The organism is Streptomyces sp. NPDC001822 (assembly GCF_042892135.1).
In the GTDB taxonomy this organism is placed as follows: domain Bacteria; phylum Actinomycetota; class Actinomycetes; order Streptomycetales; family Streptomycetaceae; genus Streptomyces.
The window spans coordinates 36,658-62,509 of record NZ_JBIATW010000014.1; the positions used below are offsets into that span (position 1 = coordinate 36,658).

The 25,852-nt window shown below is 70.0% G+C and carries 21 protein-coding genes; 16 read left to right on the forward strand and 5 right to left on the reverse strand.

Features of this window, described 5'->3' with window-relative positions; translation table 11 throughout:
- Positions 1-82 precede the first annotated feature (82 nt).
- From ACFYY2_RS27250 to ACFYY2_RS27295, 10 genes are all read left to right on the forward strand, one after another.
- Positions 83-1,351 (forward strand): ATP/GTP-binding protein, encoded by a 1,269-nt coding sequence (locus ACFYY2_RS27250; protein WP_388747711.1) that lies wholly within the window; start codon positions 83-85, stop codon positions 1,349-1,351.
- The gene (locus tag ACFYY2_RS27255) at positions 1,351-2,088 is read left to right on the forward strand and encodes an RloB family protein (RefSeq protein ID WP_388747714.1); all 738 of its coding nucleotides are present in this window, start codon (positions 1,351-1,353) and stop codon (positions 2,086-2,088) included. Before ACFYY2_RS27250 ends, ACFYY2_RS27255 begins: the two co-directional genes overlap by 1 nt.
- A gap of 113 nt (positions 2,089-2,201) precedes the next feature.
- Positions 2,202-4,919, forward strand: a complete 2,718-nt coding sequence (locus ACFYY2_RS27260) for an N-6 DNA methylase (protein WP_388747717.1) — start codon at positions 2,202-2,204, stop codon at positions 4,917-4,919.
- Positions 4,909-6,138, forward strand: coding sequence for a restriction endonuclease subunit S (locus tag ACFYY2_RS27265; RefSeq protein WP_388747720.1), 1,230 nt, complete (start codon positions 4,909-4,911; stop codon positions 6,136-6,138). The genes ACFYY2_RS27260 and ACFYY2_RS27265 overlap by 11 nt, the downstream gene beginning before the upstream one ends.
- A 72-nt stretch (positions 6,139-6,210) precedes the next feature.
- Complete coding sequence (locus ACFYY2_RS27270; RefSeq protein ID WP_388747723.1) at positions 6,211-7,062, forward strand: Scr1 family TA system antitoxin-like transcriptional regulator; 852 nt, start codon at positions 6,211-6,213, stop codon at positions 7,060-7,062.
- Positions 7,063-7,075: 13 nt separating this feature from the next.
- Positions 7,076-7,264: a DUF397 domain-containing protein gene (locus ACFYY2_RS27275; protein WP_218785901.1), complete on the forward strand. Its 189-nt coding sequence runs from the start codon at positions 7,076-7,078 to the stop codon at positions 7,262-7,264.
- A 185-nt stretch (positions 7,265-7,449) separates the two neighbouring features.
- Positions 7,450-7,785, forward strand: coding sequence for a hypothetical protein (locus ACFYY2_RS27280; RefSeq protein WP_388747727.1), 336 nt, complete (start codon positions 7,450-7,452; stop codon positions 7,783-7,785).
- Positions 7,785-8,054 carry a hypothetical protein gene (locus ACFYY2_RS27285; RefSeq protein ID WP_388747730.1) on the forward strand — a complete coding sequence of 90 codons (270 nt, stop codon included), beginning with the start codon at positions 7,785-7,787 and terminating at the stop codon, positions 8,052-8,054. The genes ACFYY2_RS27280 and ACFYY2_RS27285 overlap by 1 nt, the downstream gene beginning before the upstream one ends.
- 141 nt (positions 8,055-8,195) lie before the next feature.
- Positions 8,196-11,891 carry a type I restriction endonuclease subunit R gene (locus ACFYY2_RS27290; RefSeq protein WP_388747733.1) on the forward strand — a complete coding sequence of 1,232 codons (3,696 nt, stop codon included), beginning with the start codon at positions 8,196-8,198 and terminating at the stop codon, positions 11,889-11,891.
- 5 nt (positions 11,892-11,896) lie between these two features.
- A complete protein-coding gene (locus ACFYY2_RS27295; RefSeq protein WP_388747736.1) occupies positions 11,897-12,703 on the forward strand; it encodes a M48 family metallopeptidase in 807 nt (268 codons plus the stop codon).
- A gap of 322 nt (positions 12,704-13,025) precedes the next feature.
- On the opposite strand, the gene ACFYY2_RS27300 is transcribed toward ACFYY2_RS27295, so the two are convergent.
- Entirely contained in the window at positions 13,026-14,600 is a 1,575-nt protein-coding gene (locus ACFYY2_RS27300) for a substrate-binding domain-containing protein (RefSeq protein ID WP_388747739.1), read from the reverse strand.
- 288 nt (positions 14,601-14,888) lie between these two features.
- Here ACFYY2_RS27300 and ACFYY2_RS27305 point away from each other — a divergent pair, with 288 nt between their 5' ends.
- On the forward strand, positions 14,889-15,770 hold the full coding sequence (locus ACFYY2_RS27305) for a glycoside hydrolase family 19 protein (RefSeq protein ID WP_388747742.1): 882 nt from the start codon (positions 14,889-14,891) through the stop codon (positions 15,768-15,770).
- A 97-nt stretch (positions 15,771-15,867) separates the two neighbouring features.
- Positions 15,868-16,389, forward strand: coding sequence for a hypothetical protein (locus ACFYY2_RS27310; RefSeq protein ID WP_388747745.1), 522 nt, complete (start codon positions 15,868-15,870; stop codon positions 16,387-16,389).
- Positions 16,390-16,534: 145 nt separating this feature from the next.
- Here ACFYY2_RS27310 and dnaN read toward each other — a convergent pair whose 3' ends face one another.
- A complete protein-coding gene (gene dnaN / locus ACFYY2_RS27315; protein ID WP_388747748.1) occupies positions 16,535-17,653 on the reverse strand; it encodes a DNA polymerase III subunit beta in 1,119 nt (372 codons plus the stop codon).
- A gap of 386 nt (positions 17,654-18,039) precedes the next feature.
- Between dnaN and ACFYY2_RS27320 the strand changes: the two genes are divergently transcribed.
- Positions 18,040-19,500 (forward strand): helix-turn-helix domain-containing protein, encoded by a 1,461-nt coding sequence (locus tag ACFYY2_RS27320; RefSeq protein ID WP_388748051.1) that lies wholly within the window; start codon positions 18,040-18,042, stop codon positions 19,498-19,500.
- 49 nt (positions 19,501-19,549) lie between these two features.
- Here ACFYY2_RS27320 and ACFYY2_RS27325 read toward each other — a convergent pair whose 3' ends face one another.
- The 3 genes from ACFYY2_RS27325 to ACFYY2_RS27335 form a co-directional block, all read right to left on the reverse strand.
- Complete coding sequence (locus ACFYY2_RS27325; RefSeq protein ID WP_388747751.1) at positions 19,550-21,484, reverse strand: serine/threonine-protein kinase; 1,935 nt, start codon at positions 21,482-21,484, stop codon at positions 19,550-19,552.
- 75 nt (positions 21,485-21,559) lie between these two features.
- A complete protein-coding gene (locus tag ACFYY2_RS27330) occupies positions 21,560-22,045 on the reverse strand; it encodes a MarR family winged helix-turn-helix transcriptional regulator (RefSeq protein ID WP_388747754.1) in 486 nt (161 codons plus the stop codon).
- A complete protein-coding gene (locus ACFYY2_RS27335; RefSeq protein WP_388747757.1) occupies positions 22,042-22,653 on the reverse strand; it encodes a DJ-1/PfpI family protein in 612 nt (203 codons plus the stop codon). The genes ACFYY2_RS27330 and ACFYY2_RS27335 overlap by 4 nt, the downstream gene beginning before the upstream one ends.
- A gap of 177 nt (positions 22,654-22,830) precedes the next feature.
- Here ACFYY2_RS27335 and ACFYY2_RS27340 point away from each other — a divergent pair, with 177 nt between their 5' ends.
- The 3 genes from ACFYY2_RS27340 to ACFYY2_RS27350 all read left to right on the forward strand — a co-directional run bounded on the left by ACFYY2_RS27340 (position 22,831) and on the right by ACFYY2_RS27350 (position 25,850).
- The gene (locus ACFYY2_RS27340; protein WP_388747760.1) at positions 22,831-24,204 is read left to right on the forward strand and encodes an aspartate aminotransferase family protein; all 1,374 of its coding nucleotides are present in this window, start codon (positions 22,831-22,833) and stop codon (positions 24,202-24,204) included.
- A gap of 90 nt (positions 24,205-24,294) precedes the next feature.
- Positions 24,295-25,011 (forward strand): GntR family transcriptional regulator, encoded by a 717-nt coding sequence (locus tag ACFYY2_RS27345; RefSeq protein ID WP_388747763.1) that lies wholly within the window; start codon positions 24,295-24,297, stop codon positions 25,009-25,011.
- 188 nt (positions 25,012-25,199) lie between these two features.
- Complete coding sequence (locus ACFYY2_RS27350; RefSeq protein ID WP_388747766.1) at positions 25,200-25,850, forward strand: hypothetical protein; 651 nt, start codon at positions 25,200-25,202, stop codon at positions 25,848-25,850.
- Positions 25,851-25,852: the final 2 nt, after the last annotated feature.

Below are 25,852 nucleotides of genomic sequence, written 5' to 3' on the forward strand. Positions count from 1 at the left end.
GCACGACGCGTCGGCCGCCGCCGCACACCCGCGTACGCGGGCTGGATGGTGTGACTAATGTGTCCGCCATGAAGGAGCCAGGATGCTGCTGAGATTCCGGGTGGCGAACGTCCGGTCCCTGCGCGACGAGCAGGAGCTGTCGTTCGTCGCGTCCGAGGGGAGCGAGAGGGAGCAGGCCGCAGCGCGCGAGCTTGCTCTCTCCGACGGCAGCCTGCTCCCGGTCCACACCGTTGTCGGGGTCTTCGGCGCCAACGCCTCCGGCAAGTCCAATGTCATTGCCGCGCTGAAGAACATGAAGCACGCTGTGATGCGCTCCTATGCCGACTGGACCTCCTACGACGGCATCCCCCGCGACGAGTTCGCCCTCGACCCCAAGGCCGCGTCGGAGACCTCCCTGTACGAGGCGGACTTCGTCCTCGGTGACGGTGTCCGCTGGACGTACGGGTTCGAGCTCGGGGCACGGCGTATCGAGGCGGAATGGCTCTACGCCTATCCCAAGGCCCGCCGTCAGGTGTGGTTCGACCGGGACGCCGGCCGCGAGAAGGCCTTCGACTTCCCCGGCGACCGTCTCCACGACCGCACCCGCCTGGCACGCACGACCAGGCAGGACGCCCTTCTCCTGACCCGTGCGGCCAATGACGGGCACGAACAGCTCACCCCGGTCTTCGACTGGTTCAAGAACAACCTCTGGGACGTCACACCCGAGACCGAGCGCACCCAGCGCGAGGACTACACGGCCGTGAACCTGCTCCGGAACGAAGACTTCCGGCGACGGGCCGAGGAACTGCTGCGCGTCGCCGACCTGGGCATCGCCGAGGTGGAGGTCGAGCAGACCTCGTCCGGCCGCCCGGTGGTGCGGCTGATCCACGCGGGCGGCGGAGAGCGTACGGCGCTGGACTGGTCCGCCGAGTCCTGGGGCACCCGCTCCTGGTTCGCGTTGATCGGCCCGCTCCTGCTCGCCCTCGACAGCGGCGCGGTCCTCCTCATCGACGAACTGGACGCCAGCCTCCACCCGCGCTTCGCGGCCGAGGTCATCCGTCTCTTCCAGGCTCCCTGGGTGAACCCGAAGGGCGCGCAGCTGATCTTCACCGGCCATGATCCTTCTCTGCTGCGCACCCCTGGCGGCGGCCGGCTCCTGGAGCCGGGCCAGCTCTGGCTCACTGAGAAGGACGAGCGGGGCACGACGGAGCTGTCGTCCGTCGCGGACTGGGAGCCCACCGACGAGGAAGACCTGATGGCGTCGTACCTGGCGGGCTCCTTCGGCGCGGTGCCGAAGGTCTCCGAGGGGCAGATCGGGCGGCGGCTGGTGCGGACGGACGACTTGGCGCAGATGGAGGCGGAGGAGGGCTGATGGCGAGGCCAAGGGGAGGGGACAGCGTTTCCCGCAAGAAGGGGGGCGCGAAGGGCCGCGCGAGCAGGGCCCGCCAGGTGTACATCTTCACGGAGGGCGAGGTCACCGAGCCCGAGTACATCGACATCATTCTGAAGAACGGCACCCTGGCGAAGCCGGGGCGGAGCGTCCAGCACCACATCGAAAACCCGAACGCCGAGGGCAAGCACCGCAAGCCGTACGGCATGGTTCAGGACGCCCTCCGTACGTTGCGCAAGGTCGAGCGGGAAGCCAAGGCGGCTGGGCTGGACCGGGAGAAGGACTGGAACTACCCACAGGTGTGGGTGCTCTTCGACCGCGACGACCACCCGAACATCCGCGAGGCCAGGCAGCTTGCGGACAAGGAAGGCATCAGGATCGCCTACTCGCACCCCTGCTTCGAGCTCTGGCGGCTCCTGCACTACACGAACTACACGAGCAGCTTCGGCGGTGTCTGCGGGGATGCCAACAGTCGGCTCCGCTCCCGCCCCGGCTTCGCGGCGACGTACGGGCGCCATGTCCGCACGGTCTCCGAGCAGCAGTCGAAGCACATGCGTGAGGAGCAGGTGCTGAGCAAGGACGGGCAGCGGTACAAGGACGCCAAGAAGTATGCAAAGGCGATCAATAATCGCGTTGAATCGACCAATCCCGAGAAGTGGGACCCGTACACCGACGTCTGGAATTTCGTCGAGGACGGACTTCTCCTCAGCGGCTATTAGGCTGCCTCGACGTACGCGGCTGTCGTCCTCGATGCAAGTGGCCGGGTGGCTAGCTGCTCACGGCCGTCCCTCTTTGCACAGCGCAGACATCACACCCCCTTTGGAGACCGTCCGTGGCCAAGCTCACGCTCGATCAACTGGAGCGTCATCTCTTCGCCGCCGCAGACATTCTGCGCGGCACCATGGACGCCGCCGAGTACCGGGACTTCCTCCTGGTGCTGCTGTTCCTGAAGCGGGCGAACGACGAGTTCGACGCGGCCCGGGAGCGGGTCATCGCGAAGGAAATGGCGCAGGGAGCGAGCCGGGAAGACGCCGAGGACGAGGCGGACGAGCCCTACCACTACACGAGCGAACGGATCATCTACGTCCCGGAGGAGGCCCGCTGGGGTCGGCTGTCCGGAGCGGTGGACGACGTAGCCACGAGCTATCTCCAGCCCGCGCTAGACGCGCTGGAAGGGCACAAGGGCAACGAAAAGCTTCAGGGCCTCTTCGGGCAGGTCAACTTCAACCGGATTGGAGGGGGCGGCGGCACCGGCACATCGGCGGCCAAGCTCGCGGACAAGCGGCTCTCCGCGCTCATCGGCCACTTTGGGAGCCTGCGGCTGCGCGGTGAGGAGCTTGAGTTCCCGGACGTCATCGGCGCCGCGTACGAGTACCTGCTGAAGGACTTCGCGGACTCTGCGGGTTCCAAAGGCGGCGAGTTCTACACCCCGCGCGCTGTGGTACGGATGATGGTCGAGCTGGCCGAACCGGAGGCCGGGCATCATGTGTACGACCCCTGCGTTGGATCCGGCGGAATGCTCATCCACGCCAAGGAGTACATCGAGGAACACGGCGGCGACCCCGAGAACCTGTCGCTGGCCGGGCAGGACGCCAACAACGGTTCCTGGGTCATGGCCACGATGAACATGTTGTTCCACGGCGCCAAGGACTTCGACCTGAAGACCGGCGACACTCTCGCCAACCCGCTGCACGCCGACAAGTCGTACGACGTGGTGCTCAGCAACCCGCCCTTCTCCATGGACTACAGCGCCGATGACCTGCCCGACATCGAGGGCCGGATGAAGTACGGCCAGACCTCGGAAAAGGGCAAGGCCGACCTGATGTTCCTCCAGCACATGCTGTACATGGTGGAAGGGCGGGGCGGCTCCGTCTTCACCGTGATGCCGCACGGCGTGCTGTTCCGCAGTGGTGCGGAGGGCGACATCCGGGCGCAGCTGATCGAGGACGACCTGTTGGAGGCCGTGATCGGCCTGCCGTCGAACATCTTCTACGGCACCGGCATCCCCGCCTGCGTCTTGGTGCTGCGCGCAAGGGGCCAGAAGAAGAAAGACCGACAGGGCCGGGTCCTCTTCATCAACGCCGATCGTGAGTACCACTCGGAGCGAGCACAGAACGTGCTGCTGCCGGAGCACGTGGAGAAGATCGTCTCCACGTTCCGGGAGAAGGTGGGCGATGGCCAGGGCGTTCCGCGGTTCGCCCGTTGGGTGGAGCGGGAGGAGCTGGAAAAGAACGGCTACAACCTCAACATCCGCCGCTACGTCGACAACACCCCGCCGCCGGAGCCGCAGGACGTGCGGGCGCACCTGACGGGCGGGGTGCCGAGGTCCGAGATCGAGGCCGAGGAGAAGGCGAAGCTGCTGGAGGCGTACCGGGTCGGGATCAGCGACCTGTTCGCGGAGCGGCCGTCGGACCCCGCGTACGTCGACTTCCTGCCCGAGGACAAGCGGCCGGACGCCGAGCGGCTGAGCGTGCTGGCCGAGGGGCGAGAGCGGGAGTTGTGGGACGCGTTCGACAAGTGGTGGGCTGCGGAAACAGAGCAGATCGCGTCGCTGGCCCCCTACGAGGGCGACGACCGCACGGAGTTCGAGAAGCGCTCCCAGCTCGCGCGACTGCGCGCCGATCTGATCACGTCGTTCCGAGAACTGCTCCTCAGCGTAGGCCTGTTGGACCGGTATGCGCTCGCGGGAGCGGTCGCCGGATGGTGGCAGGACGCCAGGAACGAGCTGAAGGCCCTGGCCGGCAACGGCTTCAGGGGGGTTGTCGAGGGATGGGTCGACACGGTCGAGACGCACCTTGAGCCGGAACCGAACCCGTGGACGGGCGGCGCGCGCAAGCGCTCGGGCGCGGAGCGGCGGCAGGCGTACGGCCACAAGGTCGTCGCCCTGATCGCCCCGGATTTCCTGCGCGAACTGGCCGAGTCGGACAAGGCCAAGGCGGACCTGGACGCGAAGGTGAAGGCGGCCGAGGAGGCGGAGGCCGCGCGGGCTGCCGCTGCGGCGGGGGTCGCGGGGGAGGACGGCGAGGCTCCCGAGGCCCTTGACCCGGCGGTCGCGGAAGCGCTGCTCAGCGAGGCGGACCTAAAGGCGCTGAAGAAGAAGCGGACGGCGGCGGGCAAGGCGGTGAAGGCGCTGGAGGAGGCGTTCTACCCGCTGGACGGGATGGGGGGCGCGGCGAAGGCGGCGACCGCTGCGGCGAAGAAGGAGGCCGAGGCGGTGGAGTCTGCGGCTGCCACGTCCGCCGGTCAGACGGCGCTGGACGTGGCGGTCACTGATGCAGATGCCGACGCGGAGCGGCCCACGCCCGGACTGCACAAGCTGCGGGACGCGTTGAATGAGGCGGTTGCGCGGGAGATCGTGTTCGGAATTCTCCGGGATGACTTGGCGTCGAAGCTGGAAGGCCACGTGGCCCGTCGGAGGCGGGAGTTGATCGCCGTGTACATGGGCTGGGATCGAAAGTACCTGGTATCGCTGCGAGATATCGAGGCCAGGCGCGAGGCGGCGGCGAGGCAGCTGGACAAGTTCCTTGAGGAGCTGGGCTATGTCGGCTGAGGGTGCGGTCGTTTATCGCCGTCTGGATGATATCGCCCAAATTTCGGGTGGATTGGCGCTGGGTCGGTCCGTTTCGGAGCGGGAAGGCGTTGAGGTGCCCTATCTCCGTGTGGCTAACGTGCAAGATGGATACATTGATACGGCCGAAATGAAGACCGTACAGGTACTTCCGAGTGAGATTGAACGGTACCGTGTAAGGGAAGGGGACCTACTTCTCACTGAAGGCGGCGACCTCGACAAGCTTGGTCGAGGAGCTGTATGGGATAGTCGCATTCCCCTTTGTTTGCATCAGAATCATTTGTTTCGAGTCCGGAGCAATCGTGATGTGATGCTGCCCGAATACCTCTCTGCATACGTTTCTTCTAGTCACGGTAAGCAATATTTTCTCGGTGTGGCTAAACAGACAACGAACCTGGCGACGATTAACTCCTCGCAGCTTAAATCAATGCCCATCCCCTGTCCGGATGTAAATGCTCAAAGGGAAGTTATTAGAGTTCTGGAATCAGTCAGCGAGGCGGAGGCTGCCGTTGAGTCTGCAATTGCCAAGTTGCGTATCATGTTTGGTGAAGTTGCATCCTCGGTTATTCCTAAATTCTTGGGGAGTGGGGAGTCTCCTCGGGATCGTTGGATTCCGGTCAGAGAGGCGGGATCCGTACGTATGGGCAAGCAGTTGTCTCCAGCTGCACGAAGCGCGCCAGGTCAGTACCCGTATCTTCGGGTTGCTAACGTTCTGGATGGCCGGATTGATTATTCGGACGTAAAAACTATGGGATTTACGGACGGGGAGCGGCGAGTCTACAGTCTGGAGCCCGGAGATATTCTCTTGAATGAGGGTCAAAGTCTGGAGCTTGTGGGGCGCAGTGCGATCTATGGTCGAGCTTCGGGCGAGTTCTGTTTTCAGAACACACTCATTCAGTTTCGTGCGAATGATGGTATTCTCCCGCAGTATGCGCAAGCAGTTTTTGAGAACTGGTTGGCCGTGGGGAAATTTGCGCAGATCGCCAAGCGGACCACCAGTATTGCGCATCTCGGTGGGGAGCGATTTGGCGCGCTTGAATTCCCGCTGGTGGCTATTGATGAACAGCGGCGCGTTGTCAAATTGCTTGAAGGCTGGAAGCGAAGAGTCAGTGATGAGAAGTGTGCGCTGGATAAGCTGCGAGCATTGAAGCGTGGAATTGTGGATGACTTGATCTGCGGGAAAACTCCGGCCGACGTGTAGGAGTCGGGGTTTTTCGTCATCTGGCGTGAGCGAGGTTCACCCAGGTCGCCCCAGGGTGGAAGGGAGAGCCGAGTGCCTGTCAGGAAGCCGTCGACCGAGCGGCAGCGGCGTCTCGGTGCCGAGTTGCGTAGGATGCGTGAACACATCGGGATGACGATCAACGAGGCCGCCACCCTGCACCGCACCGATCGGACAACGGTCAGCAACACCGAGTCTGCGCGGTCAGGCGTCAGCGGCGACCGGGTGAGGGTATGGGCGGCCAACTACCGTTGTCCGGATAGCCGATACGTGAATGCGCTGGAGGCGATGACTCGGGAGCGCGGGTCCAATTGGTGGGACGAGTATCGAGACTCTCTGCCTGCGAGCCTCCTGGATATCGCTGAGATGGAGCATCACGCCTCGAAGCTGCGGTCAGCCCAGATCATGCACGTCCCTGGGGTGCTCCAGCAGCCCGACTACATGCGCGGCATCTTCGCGGAAGCGGTTCCCGCCATGGACCCCGCAGACCTGGACCGGCACATCGAGTTCCGCGTCAGGCGTGCCGCCCTGCTCGACCGTTCCGATCCGCCACCGTGTGAGTTCCTCATCCACGAGTCCGCGTTGAGGATGCGGTTCGGCGATCGCAACGTGCTGCGGAGGCAGCTTGAGTGCCTGCTGGAGCAGTCCGATCGACCCAACATCACCCTACGTATCGTGCCGTTCGACGCCGGCGGATTCGCGAACGCAGGTAGCTCGACCCTGTACGCGTGTGGCCCCGTTCCTGCGCTGGACACCGTTCAGATTGATGTACCCACAGGTGTGACCTTCCTGCATGCGGAGACCTACCTTGTGAACTACCGTGTGGTTCTTGACCGTATGCGTGAACGCGCCATCGAGCCGGAAGCCTCAGTTGGGTTCATCCGGCAAGTGGCGAAAGGGATCTGAAGGTTGGGAAGCGGTGGAACTTCAGTGGCGCAAGGCGTCCTTCTCGGCGGACACGGGGAGTTGCGTCGAGCTGGCTGAGCAGGGCGGGGAAATCCTGCTGCGTGAGAGTGACGATCCTGAGGTGGTCGTCCGAACCACTCGGGCGAAGCTTCGGGCGTTCCTGGCGGGTGCCAAAGCTGGAGAGTTCGACGACTTTGCGTGAGTGAGGCTGCTCGGGCATATGCCACTCCACTTCGTACGCGCAACATGTTGTCTTAGCCAACAGGTGACCCGTACTCTGGGTGTTGTTCGGCTAACTCGGCGTGAAGAGTCGGTTGGCTGACGCAAAGTGCCCCGGCGGTGTGCGACCACCCCGGGGCATGGCCAACGCCTCAGAGGAGCGTCAACGTGTTCCACCGTATCCGTACTGCCCTGCCACCAACACTCGTGCACGTGGTCCTGTCCTTCCTGGCGCACGTTCGGCGCCCCTCCAGCCCGCCCGGGTCCGTGAACGCGCCCGCCCACGTGCACGCGCCACCCACCGTAACCAGCCCTCAACCCCCGTACGGGCAAAGGCTTCTCCGCCTCGGCCACCCCTCCCGCCCCCACTCCCCCGACCCCGAACGCCGCCTCCGCCGCACCGCCATGCGGCTCGCGCTCGACGGGCTGGTGGTCGCGGCCGGGGCCGGGCAGGTGTACAGCACCGGGAGCCTGGTGTTCGCGACGACCAAGGCGGCGGCCTGATGGGGGGCCCGCAGGACGTACGCGTCAGCCGGGTGCCGAGCAAGCCCGTGCGGCGGGAAGCGGACGGGTCGCTCGCGATCGACCTCTGGCTGCGCCGGGACGGGTCCTTCGAGGCCGATGCCGCGCTGCGGCTGACGCCCGCCGAGGCCGAGACCCTGCACGCCCAGCTCTGTTACGCCCTCGATGACGCCACCGCCGCTCTGATCAGCCCCGCCTCCGAGCTGCCGGACTGCCGCAAGGGCGTACTCACCACACGCCGCCCGGCCTGACCGGCGACAGCCGAGTGCCGCACCAGGTCCCGCAGCCCGGGCTGCGGGACCTGGCCCGCGTGCCCACTCCGCCCCTGGCGCACAATGGACCTTCGAACGGGTTCACCAGTACGTCGGTCGGTACGCGGGGAGGCACGGGGGATGGCTACCGAAGTGGTCGAGGGGACGACCGAGCAGGTCGAGGCGGAGTGGCCGCTGCTGGCGCACCTCAAGGCCATGGGGTGGCAGCACATCCAGGGCGCCCGGCTGAGGGACGAGGGCGAGCGCGACGACTTCAGGGAAGTGCTGCTGGAGCGCAGGCTGCGGGCTGCCGTGCGCCGGTACTCCTCGTGGATGACCGACGACACGCACACCGACCCCGCCGTACGCTCGCTGCGTGCTGCCGCCCGGCACGTATCCGCGCAGTCCCTGCCACAAGCCAACCGCGACGCGACCGATCTCCTCCTCTCCGGAGTCCTCCAGGCCGGCCCGGACGACCGGGACGTCAAGACGCGGTTCGTCGACTGGTCGTCCGAGGCGCTGGAGGGCAGCCGCGAGGAGCGTCTCGCCCGGAACGACTACGTTGTCGTCGACCAGCTGCGGGTGTGCGACGCGGACGGTAAACCGGCCGTGCTGGACCTCGTGCTCTTCGTCAACGGCATCCCGCTCGTCGTGATCGAGTGCAAGTCGCCCGACGTCCGGGACCCGCTGGGAAGTGCCATCCGTGACCTGCGGGCCTACACCGGGCGTCCGCTGGACGACGACACCCGCAGTGGCGCGGGCGCGCTGCGAGGCGTCCCGCACCTGTTCGCACCGGTACAGCTGCTGGTCGCCGCCGACGGAACGAACGCCGCGCTCGGTACGTACTCCTCCTCCGAGGAGCACTACGCCTTGTGGCGCAGCATCAGCTCCGACTACGAGAGGCCGGCCCACCTTCAGCAGGAGCTGCGCGCCTGGGGACTCCTCGGTGCGAAGGGCGAGCCCACGCTTCAGCAGCAACTGACTGCGATCGTCCTGCGGCCCGGGAACCTGCTCAACATCGTCCGGCACTATGTGTTCGAGAAGCCGCTCGGTGACGACAAGAGCGCAGGAGCGAAGACGCGAGGGCGTGCCGTCGTGGGGCCCCGAACGGCGAAGGTGGTCTGCCGGCACCAGCAGTACCGGGCCACGGAGAAGATCGTCGAGCGCCTGCGTACGCGGAGTAGCATCGCCGTCACCGGTGGGGATCTCGACCGGCGCGGTGGGGTCGTCTGGCACACCCAGGGTGCGGGTAAGAGCTTCACGATGCAGTTCCTCGCCCGGCGGCTCCACGCGAGCTCGGACCCCGCCCTGAACGGCATCACGATCGTCGCCGTCACGGACCGCATCGACCTCCAGCGGCAGTTGCGCAAGGCTGTGGCGCTCAGTGAGTCCGAGGTGCGTGAGGCGACGTCCCGGACGGACCTGGAGAAGCTGTTGGGCCGGGCCGGACGGCCCGGCGGGCGGGCGGTGGTCTTCGTGACCATTCAGAAGTTCCTCGGCGACTTGGTCTCGGGCAAGGGTGGATCGGGCGACACGGCGGGCGGCGAGGAGCGCTCGCTCGACGGGGAGTTCGAGGCGGACCGGGCGAAGACCGCGGCGGGTGTCAGCGCACAGGAGGTCGCCGATCCCGTACCGGACGAGGAGACCCTGAAGAAGGCCGCCCGGATTTTCCCTGAGTGCAGTGACTCGGAGCGGGTCCTCGTCCTGGTGGACGAGGCCCACCGGTCACACACCTCCGTCCTGCACGCCTGCCTGCGCAAGGCTCTGCCCAACGCGGCGCGCATCGGTTTCACCGGTACCCCGCTCATGGCGGGCAGACGCGACGACACAGGCCGCATTTTCGGCCTGGAGCCGAGTACCACCCCGGGCGGGGACCCGGAGTTCCTCGACACCTACCGCATGACCGAGGCGGAACGCGACAAGGTCGTCGTGCCGGTGCGCTACTCGGGCCGGGTCACCAAGGCCGAGGTCCGTGACAGGGAGCAGCTGGACGAATGCTTCGAGGACCTGATCGAACCGCTGGAAGAGGCCGAGCGGGCCAGGGTGCGCGCGAAGTACGCCACTCCGTCCAAGCGGGCCGTGGCCGAGTCGCCGCCGCTGATCTGGCGCAAGGCCGCCGACATGCTGGAGCACTATGTGACCGGCCCGCTCACGGGCGGGTTCAAGGCCCAGGTCGCGGTGGTCAGCCGCAAGGCCGCGGTCCTCTACCGCAACGCGTTCCAGGAGGCCCGAACCGAACTGCTGCTGCGTGTAGCAGAGTTCGACGCGAGTGGGCGGCGGGAGTCGCTGCGGGGGAGGGCACCGGAGTCCTACACTCGCGAGGAATCGCTCCTCCTTCGCGCATGGCAGTTCCAGGAACTCCTGCGGCGCATCGACTTCGTCCCCGTGATCTCCGCCGGTTCGGAGCAGAAGTCCGGAAGGTGGACCGACTGGACCGACGAGAAGAAGCAGCGCGACCACATCGACCGGTTCCTCCGGCCCTTCCCCCAGCTGCCTCCCGACAACCCCTGGGCGTACACCCCGCCCGTCGAGCCGAACCCGGTGCCCGCCGGCTCCATCGGCGGGATGAACCCGTGGAGCGATCTGGTCTGGGGCAACGAGGCGGCCGACCCGCCGCCGATCGCCATTCTCATCGTGAAGTCCATGCTCCTCACCGGCTTCGACGCCCCCATCGAGCAGGCGCTCTACCTGGACCGGCCGATCCGCGACGCCGAACTTCTCCAGGCGATCGCGAGGGTCAACCGCCCCGCGCGGCGCAAGACCGAGGGACTCGTCGTCGACTACTACGGCGTGCTGAACAACCTCGCCATCACCCTGGCCGCCTACCGGGGCAACCCGCGTGCCAGGGAATCGCTGCGTGACATGGCCGACGAGCTGCCGGAGCTTGACCGGACGGCCGGGGAGTTCCGTACGTTTCTGGAGTCGGAGGGGATTGACCCGGCTGGTCTCGCGTCGCGGGCGGCGCTCGCGGAGGCCGTGCTCGCGCTCTCCGATCCCGTGCTGCGGGCGAGCTTCGACAGCCTGCTCGGTGAGTTCCTGGCAGCGGTGAACCGGGTCCTGCCGCACCAGGACGCCCTGGACTACGTCCCGGACGCGAGAGCGTGGAGCGTGCTCCAGATGCGCGTACGCCGCCACTACCGTGACGACACCGGCGGCGGCTTCACGATGCGCGGCTACGGGCGCAAGGTGCGGGCGCTGATCGCCGACCACCTGGAGGCGCAGGAGGTGGACGAAGCCGTTGCGCCGGTGTCCATCCTCGCCCCGGACTTCGACGAGGTGGTCGGGAGGCTCCCGGTGCGCGAAGCGGCGGCCGAACAGATCCAAGGGCTGCGCTACCACCTGGAGGAGCGGCAGGCGGTCGAGGACCGGCCGGTGTACCGGCAGCTGTCGGCGGAGCTGGAGCGGGTACTGGCGGAGTTCGCAGGCCGCTGGGACGACATCCTCCGGGAGCTCGGCCCTTTGGTCGAGCGGGCACGTCAGGCCGAGCAGGCCGATCCGGCTGTCGCCGACCTGCCCCCTATGGAGCGGAAGCTCCACGAGCTACTCCGGGAGAAACTGGAGGCGAGCGAACTGCTCGACAATCCGGAGCCGCAGGAACTGCGCAGGGTCGTGGCCGAGGTGTACGACGAGATCACCAGCCGGGTGATCCTGGCGTCCTTCGGCGGGCAGGCGGCTCATGTGGCTCACCTGGAGGGGTGCCTTCACACACGGCTCCGCGGGGCGGGGTACCGGGGGAAGGGCGCGGTACGTGACGAAGTGAGCCGGATCGCATCCACGCTCGCGGGCTACGCCGCGCAGCACCTGGAGGCATTCCGGGCCGAGGTGCGGAGAGAATAGTCCGTATGTCCCCCCTGCCGTCCGCATCCGCCTCGCCCTCCAGTGAGCGCACGCTCACCGAGGGCGGAGCCTTGGTCGTCGACGGGCGGGAGCTGAGGGTACGGATCAGCGTCCGTCGGCGGCGGCTGGGTCTGACGGTCGAGCGGGACCGGTCGCTCACGCTCCATGTGCCCAAGGGGTGCGAGGTGGGGCGGGCCGAGGACTTCGTACGCTCCAGCGCAGGGTGGATCGATGCCAAGACGCGCCTCAGCGAGGAGCGCCGCCAGCTCCATCCCACCCGCTCGCTCAAGGACGGCGAGATCCATCGCTATCTGGGGCGGGATTACCGGCTCCTCGTCGTCGACGACGCGTCGGCCGGGACCGGGGATCCCGCTGTCCGTCTGGTCGCCGGGCGGCTCCGACTGGACCGCACGGCCGCAGCTGATCCGGAGCCCGCCCGCAGGGCACTTGCCGACTGGTACAGCCGTGCGGGGCAACGCTGGATGCGAGGGCGTCTCCAGCCCTGGGCGGCCCGGATGGATGTGCCCGAGCCTGCCGTAAGGGTGCGGGATCTGGGGAACCGGTGGGGAAGTTACCGGGCCGGGGCGGGAGGCGGCGACGAAGGGCTGATCTCCCTGCACTGGGCGGTCTTCCAGCTGCCGATCCACCTCGTGGACTACGTGGTCGCGCACGAGTTGGCCCACGTGCGGGTGGCTGGCCACGGCCCCGAGTACTGGCGGCTGCTGGGCCGGGCTTTGCCCGAGTGCCGTCGGCTCAAGGCGGAGCTGGACGAGTTGGGGCGGCGGGTATGGATGGGCGACCTCGGTGCCTGAGGGTTAGTGGGCCAGCCGAGGCTCCTTGGCAGTGCCGGCCGCCGCCGCGTGTCCCGTCGAGCTCTCGCGCGGGTGGATGCGGGGTCAGTCGGCGTGCCGGTAGGTGGACGGCGCGTCGTCCTCCTCGTCGGAGTCCATCCAGGTGGGCGACAGACGTCGGCGCCCTTCCTCTGCACCGTGCGGATCCCGGCGTCCACGCACTTGTCGGCGGGCTCGGCCGCCGTCACGATCTGCGGGCCGAGCCGCGCTCCTTGCTGTTCGCGTAGACGAGGACGCTCTCGTCTCCGTTACGCAGCGGTGCGCGGCCGCGACGGGCGCGCGGCTATGGCGCACCGGGACGGCGGATTCGCTTCCTGCCGCGGGCCCGGTCCTCCCCGCAGATCCGCAGGCCCTCCGGGGTCGCGCAGGGCAGGTGGCCGTTGACCCGCATGACCTCCTCGCCGTAGTTGTCGAGGTAGTCAAGGAAGCCGGCCGCGAGGGAGTTCGCGGGAGGCGACCCGTAGGTGTAGGCGTACTCGATCTCCCGGTACGGATAGCTGCTGGTGGCGATCGTCCCGACGGACGGGGAGGTGCCGTCGATGGACACCTGGTGCGTCCCGCGCGGTACCTCGCCGGAGCGCATCTCGGTGTAGCCGATGGCGCCGTCGAGCGCGGCGACCTCGGACAGGACCCGGTCCGTGCCGTCGAGTTCGCACCGGGTCACGGGAGCCTTCGGATAGTCCTTGGTGACGCAGTCGCGAGACGACGCGGCAAGCTCGCTGCCGCCGAGGACGCGCCGCTGGAACACCTCCCTGGTGCCCGAGTTGGCGTCCCGGCTGACCAGCAGGATCTCCAGGTCGGGCCCGCCCTCGATCTCCTTCCAGTTGCGGATCCCGCCGCTGTAGATCCGTCTGATCTCGTCGAGGGGCAGATCGCGCACCGGGACGGTGTCGTTGACGACCAGGGAGTAGAGCGAGACCGCGACCCGCCTGCCGTGCAGCTCGCGGAAGCCGGGCGGCTTCGGGCCGTCCGACAGGGCGATGAGGGAGGGGGAGCCGGCCGCCCCGGGCTTCGACCCCTCGGCTTCGAGCGCGCGCAGCCCGGCGTTGCTGCCGTGGGTGTCGACGACGATGGCGGAGCCCTCGCACTCCTGCTCGTACTTCTTCCTCAGCTCCTCCACGACCGGGCGGAAGGCCGTGGAGCCCGTGACGGTGAGGGTGCCCCTGGCGCAGCCCATCGGGGGCGGGGTGCCGTCCCGTACGACGATGATGCCGGCGAGCACGACGACGCAGACGGTGAGTGCGACGGTGATGATCCTTGACACCCGGCCGAACAGCGGGGGCTTCTCGTCGGGACGCGCGGCCGTGTTCCGGACGACCACACCGTCCCGGATGCCGCCGGAGACGCTGATCGGTCCGCCCACGTCGGACCCGGTGAGGAGCACCAGCAGCTTGAAGTGCTCGTTGCGGTTGAGCGGGACGCGGGGCAGCCGGATGAGGGAGCCGCTGTACTGGACGGCGTCGGCCGGGGTGAAGTGGTCCATCAGATGGCCGGCGCCCGGCGAATGCGTCACCGCGATGCCCCGGACGGTGCGGCCGGTGAACTCGGCGGTGAGGCCGGGCAGATCGCCGCGCCGGGTGTAGTCGTCGTCCGCGATCGACTGCGAGCCGTCGTTCTCGATGCGCAGCAGGACGAGGGTCGCGTCCGCCATGCCCGGGGTGTCGTCGAAGAGGCCGACCCGCAGATTGGCCCGGCCGTGGCTGATGCCGCTCCCGATGGGCGTGTCCATCTGCACGCGGTAGCCGATGCGCTTGCGGCGCGGGACACGGCGTTCGTACCAGAGCACTCCCGCTGAGGTCAGGACGCCGAGGGCGGCGGTGAGCACCGCGACGACGTTCTCGGGGCTGAGCCACTCCATGCTCCTCGCGCTCCCTCGTGAAGTGCGGCGCGGCGCGGCGCGGTGCGGTGCGCGTGTCCGCGTCACCGTACGACCAGGGGAGAGGGGATGGGGCCGGGTGCGCGGGGCCTTCGGGTGAAGTTCGCTCTGCGTTCAACAAGGCTGCACAAAAAGGAAGTTGGGGATTTCAAACCGGAAGGACGAGTTCTGGTCTAGACCTTGACAGGTCCAGACCATCGACGCTTGAGTGGCTCCAACCCCCCATGGCGGCGCACGCTCGGGCGAGCGCCGCGCCGAAGGAGTGATCGCGTGTTCAAACGTGTCATGAGCCTGATCGCCGCGCTGGGAGCGGTCATCGCCACGCTCGTCATTCTTCCCGCCACCACGGCCGCGGCCGCTGCCTGCGCCCCGGCGTGGAACGCCTCATCGGTCTACTGGGGCGGTGACTCCGCCTCCTACAACGGCCGCAACTGGTCCGCGAAGTGGTGGACCCAGAACGAGCGTCCCGGCACGGTGGACGTCTGGGCCGACCAGGGCAGCTGCGGCGGCGGTACGGACCCGGGCCAGCCCTCGGGCTTCGTCGTCAGCGAGGCGCAGTTCAACCAGATGTTCCCGGGCCGGAACTCGTTCTACACCTACAGCGGCCTCACCGCGGCCCTGAGCGCCTACCCCGGCTTCGCCAAGACCGGCAGCGACACGGTCAAGAAGCAGGAGGCGGCCGCCTTCCTCGCCAACGTGAGCCACGAGACCGGTGGCCTGGTGCACATCGTCGAGCAGAACACGGCCAACTACCCGCACTACTGCGACGGCAGCCGGCCGTACGGATGCCCGGCGGGCCAGGCCGCCTACTACGGCCGCGGCCCGATCCAGCTGAGCTGGAACTTCAACTACAAGGCCGCCGGTGACGCGCTCGGCATCGACCTGCTCGGCAACCCCTGGCAGGTCGAGCAGAACGCCGCGGTCGCCTGGAAGACCGGCCTCTGGTACTGGAACACGCAGTCCGGCCCCGGCACGATGACGGCGCACAACGCCATGGTCAACGGCGCCGGATTCGGCCAGACCATCTGGGCCATCAACGGCAGCATCGAGTGCAACGGGGGCAACCCCGCCCAGGTGCAGAGCCGGGTCGACAAGTACAGGGCGTTCGCCCAGATCCTCGGCACGACTCCCGGCTCGAACCTGAGCTGCTGAGCCCTGCCCCGTCCCGGGGTCCGGGGGCGTGTCCGGAAGTCGCCGGACACGCCCCCGATTCGCTTTCCGGGAACGGCGGTTGGCAGGATCACGCACCATGGACACGGACAGCGCCGACACCCCGCCCACCGGCACCGGGCCCCACCTCGCCCTGATCGACGACCTGCTCGTCCTGCCGTACCCGGAGGGGGAGGAGAGCGAGGACAGCGGCGTGCGCAGCAGCGGCCCGGGCCATCACCTGCTGATCCTGCGGGCGAGCCGGGACTTCTGGGACGACGGGTCTCCGGAACTCGTCGAACCGGCGGAGCAGGAGATCGAGGCCGACTTCAGCGTCCTGGCCACCGCCCTGAGCGATCGGTGGGGGGAGCCGGAGACGGTCGACCTCTGGCCCTTCCTGGACGAGGACCCGCGCGGCGAGGACCCGCGCGGCGAGGACGGCCACGGCACCGGACCCGCTCCGGAGCCGATGGGACAGCTCTGCAACCTGGCGGGCAGCATGCAGGTCTGGCGCGTCCCCGGAGGCACCCGGTGGCTCGGTCTCGCCGTGGGCCAGGCCGATCCGGAGTTCCCCATCTGGCTGCTGGCTGCCGTCGGGGAGGCGGCGGTGCTCCCCGCATGAGACCCGGACGCGGAACCGTCCGTAGCCCGGTGTGGAACCGTCCCCACCCCGACGCGGAACCGTCCGTACCCCGACGCGAGACCGTCCCCACCGGGAGCGCTTCCGGGCGGGCGCGCCGACCGCGACGGAGGGCGCCGGGCCGGGCTCAGAGCATCGCGGGCTTGACCGACATGAGCAGGTGCTGGTGCGTGGGGGTCCCGGTGTCCGCCGCGCCTGTGATCATGGCCCGTTGGCCCGGACCCATCAGCCGCATCCGGACCGTCGCGTCGTCGAAGGACGACAGCGCGTCCAGCAGATACGAGGGGTTGAAGGCGACCGTCATTCCGACGGCGCCCTCCAGCGTCGCGGGCAGCCGCTGCGACGCCACGTCGTCCTCGAAGCCGGCCTGCAGCAGCACCGAGCCGTCCGGTCCCGGGGTGAAGGCCATCTGCAGGGGGCTGCCCCCGTCCGCGACCACCGAGACCCGTCGGACGGCCTCCACCAGCCGGTCGCGGTCGAGCACGGCCTCGACGGGGTCCGACAGCGCGAACAGCTTGTCGTGGCGCGGCAGCCGGCCGTCCAGAAGGCGCACCGTGGTCCGCGTCCCGGCGTACTCGAAGCCGACCGAGCCCGCGTCGACGGCCACACTGACCCGGCCCGCGCCGCCGAGCGACCGGGCGATCTCGGTCAGCCGCCGCGCGGACACCAGGACGTCGGCCGTGACGTCCGGCGCCTTCGCGCCGAACGGCAGGGTGCGCACCGCGAAGCGGTACCGGTCGGTCGCCGCGAGCGTCATCGTGGATCCGTCGAGCCCGAGTCCGACCCCGGTCAGTGCCGGCAGGGTGTCGTCCCGGCCGGCGGCCACCGCCACATGGCCGACCGCCGAGGCGAACTCGCGGGCGTCGACCGTGCCGCGCACCTCGGGCAGCGGAGGGAGGGCGGGGTAGTCGTCGCGCGGCAGGACGGACAGGCCGAAGCGGGAACCACCACCGGCGACCGTGAAGCGCGAACCCTCGACCGCGCACTCGACCGGCCCCTCGGGAAGCACCTTGCAGATGTCGAGGAGCCGTCGCCCCATGACGAGCACCTGGCCGGCCCGGAGCGTGTCCGCGACCGTCTCGACACGGGTGGAGGCCTCGAAGTCCAGCCCGGAGACGCTGAGTCCGCCCGCCGCGGCATCGAGGAGCAGGCCTCCCAGCACGGGCACGGGGGACCGGGCGGGCAGCACCCGGGCGGCCCGGGACACGGCATCGGTCAACGCTCCGCGCTCGATGCGGAATTCCACGGCAGGGGCCTCTCGTCCGGCGTACTCCACGGTCGAGAACCACGCTAGGCGGCACCACTGACAGTCGCCGCAGGCCGACGACAGCGACCACCCCCGTGAGCCGCTGCCGCCGTGTCGTCCGGACGCCCCCCGACGCCCTCCGACCCCCGGCGGCCCGGCGCGCCCCGACGTCCCCCGACGTCCTCCGAGCGCCCCGGATCACCCTCGGGACTCTAGGCGCGCGGGGCCCGGGGCGGGGAGGTTCACATCGCACCGTGTGGCCGGGAACGGGTATCAAACCGCACAGCCGTCCCGGTACTCTGCACTCCGGTTTCGGGGTACGAACGTTTCGGACTACGAACGGGGGACACGTGGGTGCGCTCGAACGGGCCGACGACGTACTGCTGATGTACCGGCTGGCACGCACCGGCGGGTCGGCCGAGCTGTTGCGCGGACTCGCCCTGCGGGCCGAGGGCTGGGCCGGGATCCTCGACCCGGACGGCACGGTCCTGCGGGCGGTGGCCGGGAACACGCGGTGGTCCGGGCACGAGGCGACCGGGCTGGCCTCGCGGGCGGCGCGGGAGATGACGGCCCGGCGTGCGGGCTCGTACTCCCTCGACACCGACGACAGCGCCGCACTGCTGCTGCCCCTGGCAGGAGCGTCCGGTGACCACGGAGCGGTCCTGGCCCTGCTGGCACCGAAACCTCTCCTCCCCGGTCTGTCCACGCTGCTGGCCGACGCGGTGATGCCCGTGGCCCTGTCCTGGGCGTCGGAGAGCGTCGAACGCAAACGGCGCCGGGTGGACCTCGCGGAGTCCCGGGGGCGCGAGGCCGTGCTCCACCTCCTGATGACGGGACAGCTGTCGATAGCCCGCCAGGTGGCGGGCGCCCTGCTGCCGAAGCTCCCCGATCCAGTGCGCGTCCTCGTCGTGGAGTGCTCGGGCGGACAGCGGGACGAGGTGGCCCGGATCTGCGCCGAGGCGTCCGGCGGCCGGACCTGGATCGTGCGCTGCCCGGTCTACGCCCGCCATCTGATCCTGATCACGCCGGCCGCCGAGGAGGACGGGCCCGGGGGAGCGGAGGGCACCCGCACGCTCGACCTGGCGGTGGCCGGGCTCGTGGACGACTGCGTCGTCGGCGTCAGCGACACGGTGCGGCTCGCCGACACGGCGACCGCCTACCGGCAGGCGTTCCACGCCCTCGCCGTCGCCCGTGGAACACCTGGCCGGCACGCCCGCTTCGGTGCGGGGCAGGAACCCGCGCTGCTCGTCGGCGCCGTCGGGGCACGCTGGGCCGACGCCCTGCTCGCGCCGCTGCTCACGCACCTGCCGCGTCGCCCGCAGGATCCGGGGAGCCAGGAACTGGCGGCGACCGTCGCGTCGTGGCTGGCGTTCTCGTCCCACGCCACCCATCACCTGAAGATCCACCGCAACACGCTGGCCGCGCGGCTGAAGCTGATCGGTGAGGTCCTCGGACTGGACCTGAACCGGGTCGCCGACCAGGCCGCCGTCGACCTCGCCCTGCGCATCCGGGCCACTCCCACGCTGCACCGCCCCGGGGCCGGGGACGGCGAAGCGCCGCCGGAGGACCTCGACACGGTCCTGCGGGCCCCGGGTGTCCGTGACTGGGCCGCCGCACAGCTGCGGCTGCTCGGACAGGCCGGGCCCATGGGCGAGGAGACCCTGCGGACATGGCTGCGCTGCGAAGCCCAACTGAGCCTGTCCGCGACCGAACTGGGCATATCCGTGCCGGGCGCGCGCAAGCGTCTCAACCGGCTCGAAGCCCTGCTGCACAGATCACTGCTCCAGACCCCGAGCGCACGGTACGACCTGTGGCTCGCGTTCCGGGCAGCGGACCTGGCGGCCTGAGCCCGGTGCCGGTGGGGGTGTTGGCGTCCGGGTCGGGCGGCGGGCCGCCTCAACTCCCCTTCGTGTACGTCAGGCTCTCGCCGGTGTCCGTGATCTCCCGGCGCAGCGAGCCGTCGGGCAGCAGCGTCAGGACGGTCGGACGGCCCGGGGTGCAGGACGACATCGGCTGTCCGGACGTGACCTCGGACGGTCCGATGTGCACAGGGGCGTCCGGTGCGGGTTCGCTCTCCAACTCCGCCTGGAAGACGCAGTGGTAGGAGCCGCCGCCGTCGAGCGGACCCTCGGCGGTGAGCGACAGCACGGTGTCGCCCGCCCCGCCCTGCCGGATGACGAGCCGGCGGGTGGACGAGGCCGAGCCGCTGCCGATGGTCCCGGTCCAGGTGCCGAGATACCCGGAGGGGACGCCGCCGTCCGCACCCTTGCCGTCCGCGGAGGAACCGGACGAGGCGGCCCCGCCGGAACCTGACGCCGAACCGGACGAGGACACCGTCCCCGTGGGCGATGCCGAGGTGTCGCCGTCGCCTCCCCGCATGAAGGTGTAGACCCCCCATCCCACGCCGGCGGCGACGAGCACCGCGACCGCGCCGAGCGCCAGGACGGGACCAGCCCCGCGGCGGCGCGCCGGCGCGGCCGGGGTGGGGTGGGCCGGGGGCGCGGCGTACGGCGGATGCTGCGGGTTGTGTCCGTGGCCCTGGAACGGCTGCCCGGGGTAGCCGTAGGAGGGTCCCGTCGGCCGGGCCGGCAGGTGGCCCGGCGGGCCGACCAGGGTGGGGAGCCCCTGCGCGCCGCCCGGCGGTCGCGGGTGAGTGTGCGGGAGTGGGCCGGGTGCCGGAGGGAACTGTCCGGGGAGGCCGGAGGGTTCCGGAGACGGTCCGGCGCCTCCCGGAGCTGTCGCAGGGGGTCCGGCCGGGGGTCCGGCAGGGGGCGGGACCTCGTCCAGCGCCGGGACCTCGTCCTCCCGCGAAACCTGAGCCTCCTCCGGGACTTCGCTCTTCTCCCGGACCTCGTCCTCCTCCAGGACTTCGCCCTTGTCCGGGCCCTCGTCCTCCTCCGGGTCCTCGGAGTCCAGCAAACCCACCGCGTGCCGCCCCAGTTGGGCGATCAGCGCACCTGGAAGCCAGGGCTCCGCCGTGTCCGTGGCGCCCATGCGTTCCAGAACCGCGTCCGTCGAGGGCCGGGCGGAGGGATCCTTGGCCAGGCATTCCCGGATGATGCCGACCAGGCCCTCCGGCACGCCGGTGAGGTCGGGGTCCTCCTGCGCGATCCGGAACAGCAGGGCGTGCGCGGCCCCTTCGTCCGAGGGGCCGAAGGGCAGCCTGCCGGTCGCCGCGTACGCGAGCACGGAGCCGAGGCAGAACACGTCGCACGCCGTCGTCAGCCGTTCGCCCCGCACCTGCTCGGGCGCCATGAATCCAGGGGAACCGATCATCGAACCCGTGCGGGTGAGACCGCCCTCCGCCGTTGTCTCCAGGGCCCGGGCGATGCCGAAGTCGATGACGCGGGGTCCGTCGATCGTCATCAGGACGTTGGACGGCTTCAGGTCGCGGTGGATGAGCCCGGCGGCGTGGATGTCCCGGAGCGCCCCGGCGAGTCCGGCGCCGAGGGCGCGGACGGAGCGTTCGGGCAGCGGCCCGTAGGCCCCCGAGTCGGACACCGCCGCACCGGGACGCCCCGAGACGACGCGGTGCAGCGAGGGGCCGGCGACGTAACCGGTCGCGAGCCACGGCACGGCGGCGTCGAGCCCGGCGTCCAGGACCGGCGCGGTCCAGGCGCCGCCGACGCGACGCGCGGCCTGCACCTCGGCGCGGAAACGGTCGCGGAACTGCTGCTGGGCGGCGAGTTCGGGGCGGACCAGCTTGATCGCCACGGTACGGCCCCGGTCCGAGCGGGCCAGGAACACCTGGCCCATCCCGCCGGAGCCGAGTCGGCCCAACAGGCGGTAGGTGCCGACGCGTTGCGGGTCGCCGGGTCCCAGCTTCTCCATGGTGCGCTTCCTCCCCCGTGCGGTCATGGCGGACCGGGGTCGAGAATAGCGGCGCGCGCACCCCCGCCGCCGTCGTCACCCCCCGGCGGGCTCCGGCGGCTCCACGGGCCGGGAGGCCAGGGCGTCCATCGCCTCGGACAGGCGTTCCAGCGTCGCCGCCGTCCGTGCGAACTCCTCCTCGCCGAGCTCCGCGGCCAGCCGCGCCGCGAACTCGGCGTGACCGGGGTCGATCCGGCTCACCGCCGCCCGTCCGGCGGTCGTCGGGCGGAGCAGCTTGGCACGCCGGTGCGCGGGGTTCGCGACGTACTCGGCGAGGCCGTGGTCCACCAGCAGGTCGGCGATCCGCTGCACGCTCTGACGGGTGATGCCCATCGACCGGGCGACTCCCGAGACGGGGAGGGGCTCCGCCAGGACGGCGCCGAGCACCTGCCAGCGGGCCGCGGTGAGTCCGGCCGGTCCGGCCAGTTCCTCCGCGACGGCCAGGAACCTGCCGTTGAGCCGGAACACCCCGATCGCCGTCCGGCTGAAGATGCCGGGATTCCCGTCGCTCTTCCCGCTCATCCTTCGAGCACCTCGTACGCACTCGGGTCCGAGTCGTGGAAGAGCCGGTGGAAGGCGTCGAGCTTCTCCGGTCCGTACACCCCGAGCAGGCCGAGGATCTCCCGGGCGAAGGCGACCGGTTCCGTCGGTCCGGCCGTGATCAGGGCGCCGCGTGCGGCGTCGGCGGGATCCGTCACCGCGTCGGCCTCCACGTAGTGCGCGCCGCCCGCGTAGCCGGTGGCCGCGAGGTAGAAGGAGACGGCGCTGGTGTGGAACCGGTCGTCCAGCAGGCCCTCGCGGGCGAGTCCCGCGGTCGCCCCGCAGATGGCGGCCACGGGCACGCCCGCGTCCAGGAAGGTGCGTGCCGCCCGGGCGAACGGGGCCAGCGTCCCGCCGGTGTCCCAGAGCGACGCGCCGGTGAGGAGGAGCAGCCCGCTGTCCCCGGGGCTCAGCTCGCCGAGCGCGAGGTCGGGCTGGACGCGCAGTCCGCCCATGGTCGTGACGGTTCCGGTGGTGAGGCCGACCGTCCTCACGGTGTGGCCGTGCCGGGTGAGGTGGGCCGTGGCGAAGCCCGGCTCCCAGTCGGCGAACGTGTCGTAGACGGCGAGGTGGACGGTCGTGCCGGTCATGGTGACCTCCGGTGGCTGAACGGAAGACCTATATGACAGAAGGCTGTCATGATGACAGTAAGCTGTCAATGTCGTGAGTGGCCGGGCCCGGGAACCCGACACCCTGCCGAGCCGTGCGGCCCAGGCCGTACAGAGTGGCCATGGATGACGGCGGCCGCGAGCGCATACGCTCGCGACATGAGCTCCGATGCCCCTCGCGCCCCGTACGTCGACCCCGCAGCGGGCGCGGCCGTGAAGGCCGCCGACCGCGCGCACGTGTTCCACTCCTGGTCCGCCCAGGCACTGATCGATCCGCTCGCCGTCGCCGGTGCCGAGGGGACGCACTTCTGGGACTACGAAGGCAACCGCTACCTCGACTTCACCAGCGGTCTCGTCTTCACCAACATCGGTTACCAGCACCCCAAGGTCGTCGCCGCGATCCAGGAGCAGGCCGGCAAGCTCGTCACGTTCGCACCGGCCTTCGCCGTCGAGGCGCGCTCCGAGGCCGCCCGGCTGATCGCCGAGCGCACCCCCGGTGACCTGGACAAGATCTTCTTCACCAACGGCGGGGCCGAGGCCGTCGAGAACGCCGTCCGCATGGCCCGCGTGCACACCGGGCGCCCGAAGGTGCTCTCCGCCTACCGCTCCTACCACGGCGCCACCGCCACCGCGATCAACCTCACCGGCGACCCGCGCCGCTGGGCCTCCGACAACGGCTCGGCGGGCGTCGTCCGCTTCTGGGCGCCGTTCCTCTACCGCTCCCCGTTCCACGCGCAGACCGAGGCCGAGGAGTGCGCCCGCGCGCTCCAGCACCTCGAGGACACCCTGGCCTTCGAGGGCCCGGGGACCGTCGCGGCGGTGATCCTGGAGACGATTCCCGGCACGGCGGGCATCATGACCCCGCCGCCCGGCTATCTCGCGGGCGTCCGCGAGATCTGCGACCGGTACGGGATCGTCTTCGTCCTGGACGAGGTGATGGCCGGCTTCGGACGCACCGGGAAGTGGTTCGCCGCCGACCACTACGACGTCGTGCCGGACCTGATGACCTTCGCGAAGGGGGTCAACTCCGGTTACGTGCCCCTCGGCGGGGTCGCCATCAACGCCGAGATCGCCGCCACCTTCGAGACCCGTCCCTACCCCGGCGGACTCACCTACTCCGGCCACCCGCTGGCCTGCGCCGCAGCGGTCGCCACGATCAAGGTCATGGAGGAGGAGCGGATCGTCGAGAGCGCCGCGCACCTGGGCGAGCACGTGCTGGGCCCGGGGCTGCGGGAGCTCGCCGAGCGCCACCCGTCGGTCGGCGAGGTGCGGGGGCTCGGCGCGTTCTGGGCCCTGGAGCTGGTCCGCGACCGGGAGACCCGCGAACCCCTCGTCCCGTACAACGCCACCGGCGAGGCGAACGCCCCGATGGCGGCCTTCGGCGCGGCCTGCCGGAAGAGCGGCCTCTGGCCCTTCATCAACATGAACCGCACCCACGTCGTGCCCGCCTGCAACATCACCGAGGCCGAGGCGAAGGAGGGCCTGTCCCTCCTGGACGCCGCCCTCTCGGTGGCCGACGAGCACACCGTGTAGAGGACACCGGAACGACGCCCTCCCCCGTGCCCGGAAGCGGACACGGGCCCTGGCTTAAGGTGACCCAAGCCGAGATCGGGAGGGGGCGTCGTGCCTGCGAGTGGAGGTGTGACCCGCAGTACTCTGCGCCAGCAGATCGCCGACGCGCTGCGTGACGAGGTCCTCGCGGGGCGTATGCAGCCGAGGGTGGAATTCACCGTCAAGCAGATCGCCGAGCAGTACGGGGTGTCCGCGACCCCCGTGCGCGAAGCGCTCTTCGACCTCTCCGCGCAGGGGCTCCTCGAATCCGACCAGCACCGGGGTTTCCGGGTCCGCGAGTTCACCGTCGCCGACTACCGGGCGATGGTGGAGGCGCGCGCCCTGGTGATAGACGGGGTGTTCCGGGCGATCTTCGACGGGGCGAGCCCGGCGGCCACGGTGCTCGCCGTGCACCGGCCCGCCCTCGTCTCCGTACGCCGCCGGGCCGAGGAGGCCACGCGGGCCGCGCGCAGCGGCGACCTGGACATCCTCATCGGCTACGACCTGCGGTTCTGGCGGGAGCTCGGCGTCGTCATCGGCAACAGCTACATCAACGAGTTCCTGCAGCGCCTCAGGATGCAGGCGTGGGTCTTCGCCGTCCCGTACCTCCGGGGGGACGCCGATGTGTGCGACTGGCTGTGGAACGGCCATCAGGAGCTGGTGGAGGCCGTCGCGGCCGCCGACGGGCCCGCGGTACGCGCGGCGCTGGACGCCTACTACGCCCACGGACGCAACTGGGCCGACCGGCTCGCCGCCGGCAACCCCCCGCACCCGGACCACCGTGGCTGAGCACGTCACCCGCGGCCCCCGCGCCGGGGCCATGGCGGCCCGCAGCCGGAGCGGCCGGGCCGCCGCGGCCGGCCGTGGCGCGGACGCGACGGTCCGGGCCGTGCCGCCGCCCCGGACCCTGTGCGTGAGGTCCCGGTCGCATTACGCTGTCCCGACCATCGCACGAACCCGTTGGAGAGCGAGACTTCGTGGCCTGTGACCTGTGGCTGGTCCCCCTCGTCGATGTGCTGTGCCACAGCCCCGACAACCCGTTCGCCGAAGAGATCGCCGTCTACGACAAGGCGCTGAACGAGGCGGGCCTGCCGCCCGTGCCGGTCTACGCCTACATGCCCGGCCTCACCGGGGACGTCGCCCCGGTCGCCGGCTTCGACTACGACGCCCTGCACTTCCTGCGCCGGGCCTATCTGCTGCAGCTGAGCGGCCTCGCGGTCACGCCTGTCGACGAACTGGGCGGTGACTACGAGCAGTTGCTGGAGATGTTCGAGCAGAGTGCGCAGGAGTCGCACCTGGTCTGGCACTACGACCACGCCGGGGCCTACGTCCCGCTGGACTTCCCGCACCCGCTGTCCAACGACCAGCTGCTGGAAGGCGGTGGCCCGCTGGGTTCGGCCCACGGGCTGCTGAGGGAGCTGGAATTCGTCGGCCCGGCCCTCGGCATCGACCCGGCCAACCCGCCGGCCGCCCCGCTGCCGCCCGCCGGCCCGACCGAGCTGGAGGAGCCGGCCGCCCCGGCGCCGTACGACGACAGCCCGTTCGCCCGGGAGCGGCACGTATGGCTGGGCCTGCACGCCGCGGCCACCCGCAGCCTCGCGCAGGGTTCGATGATCATCTTCAGCTGACC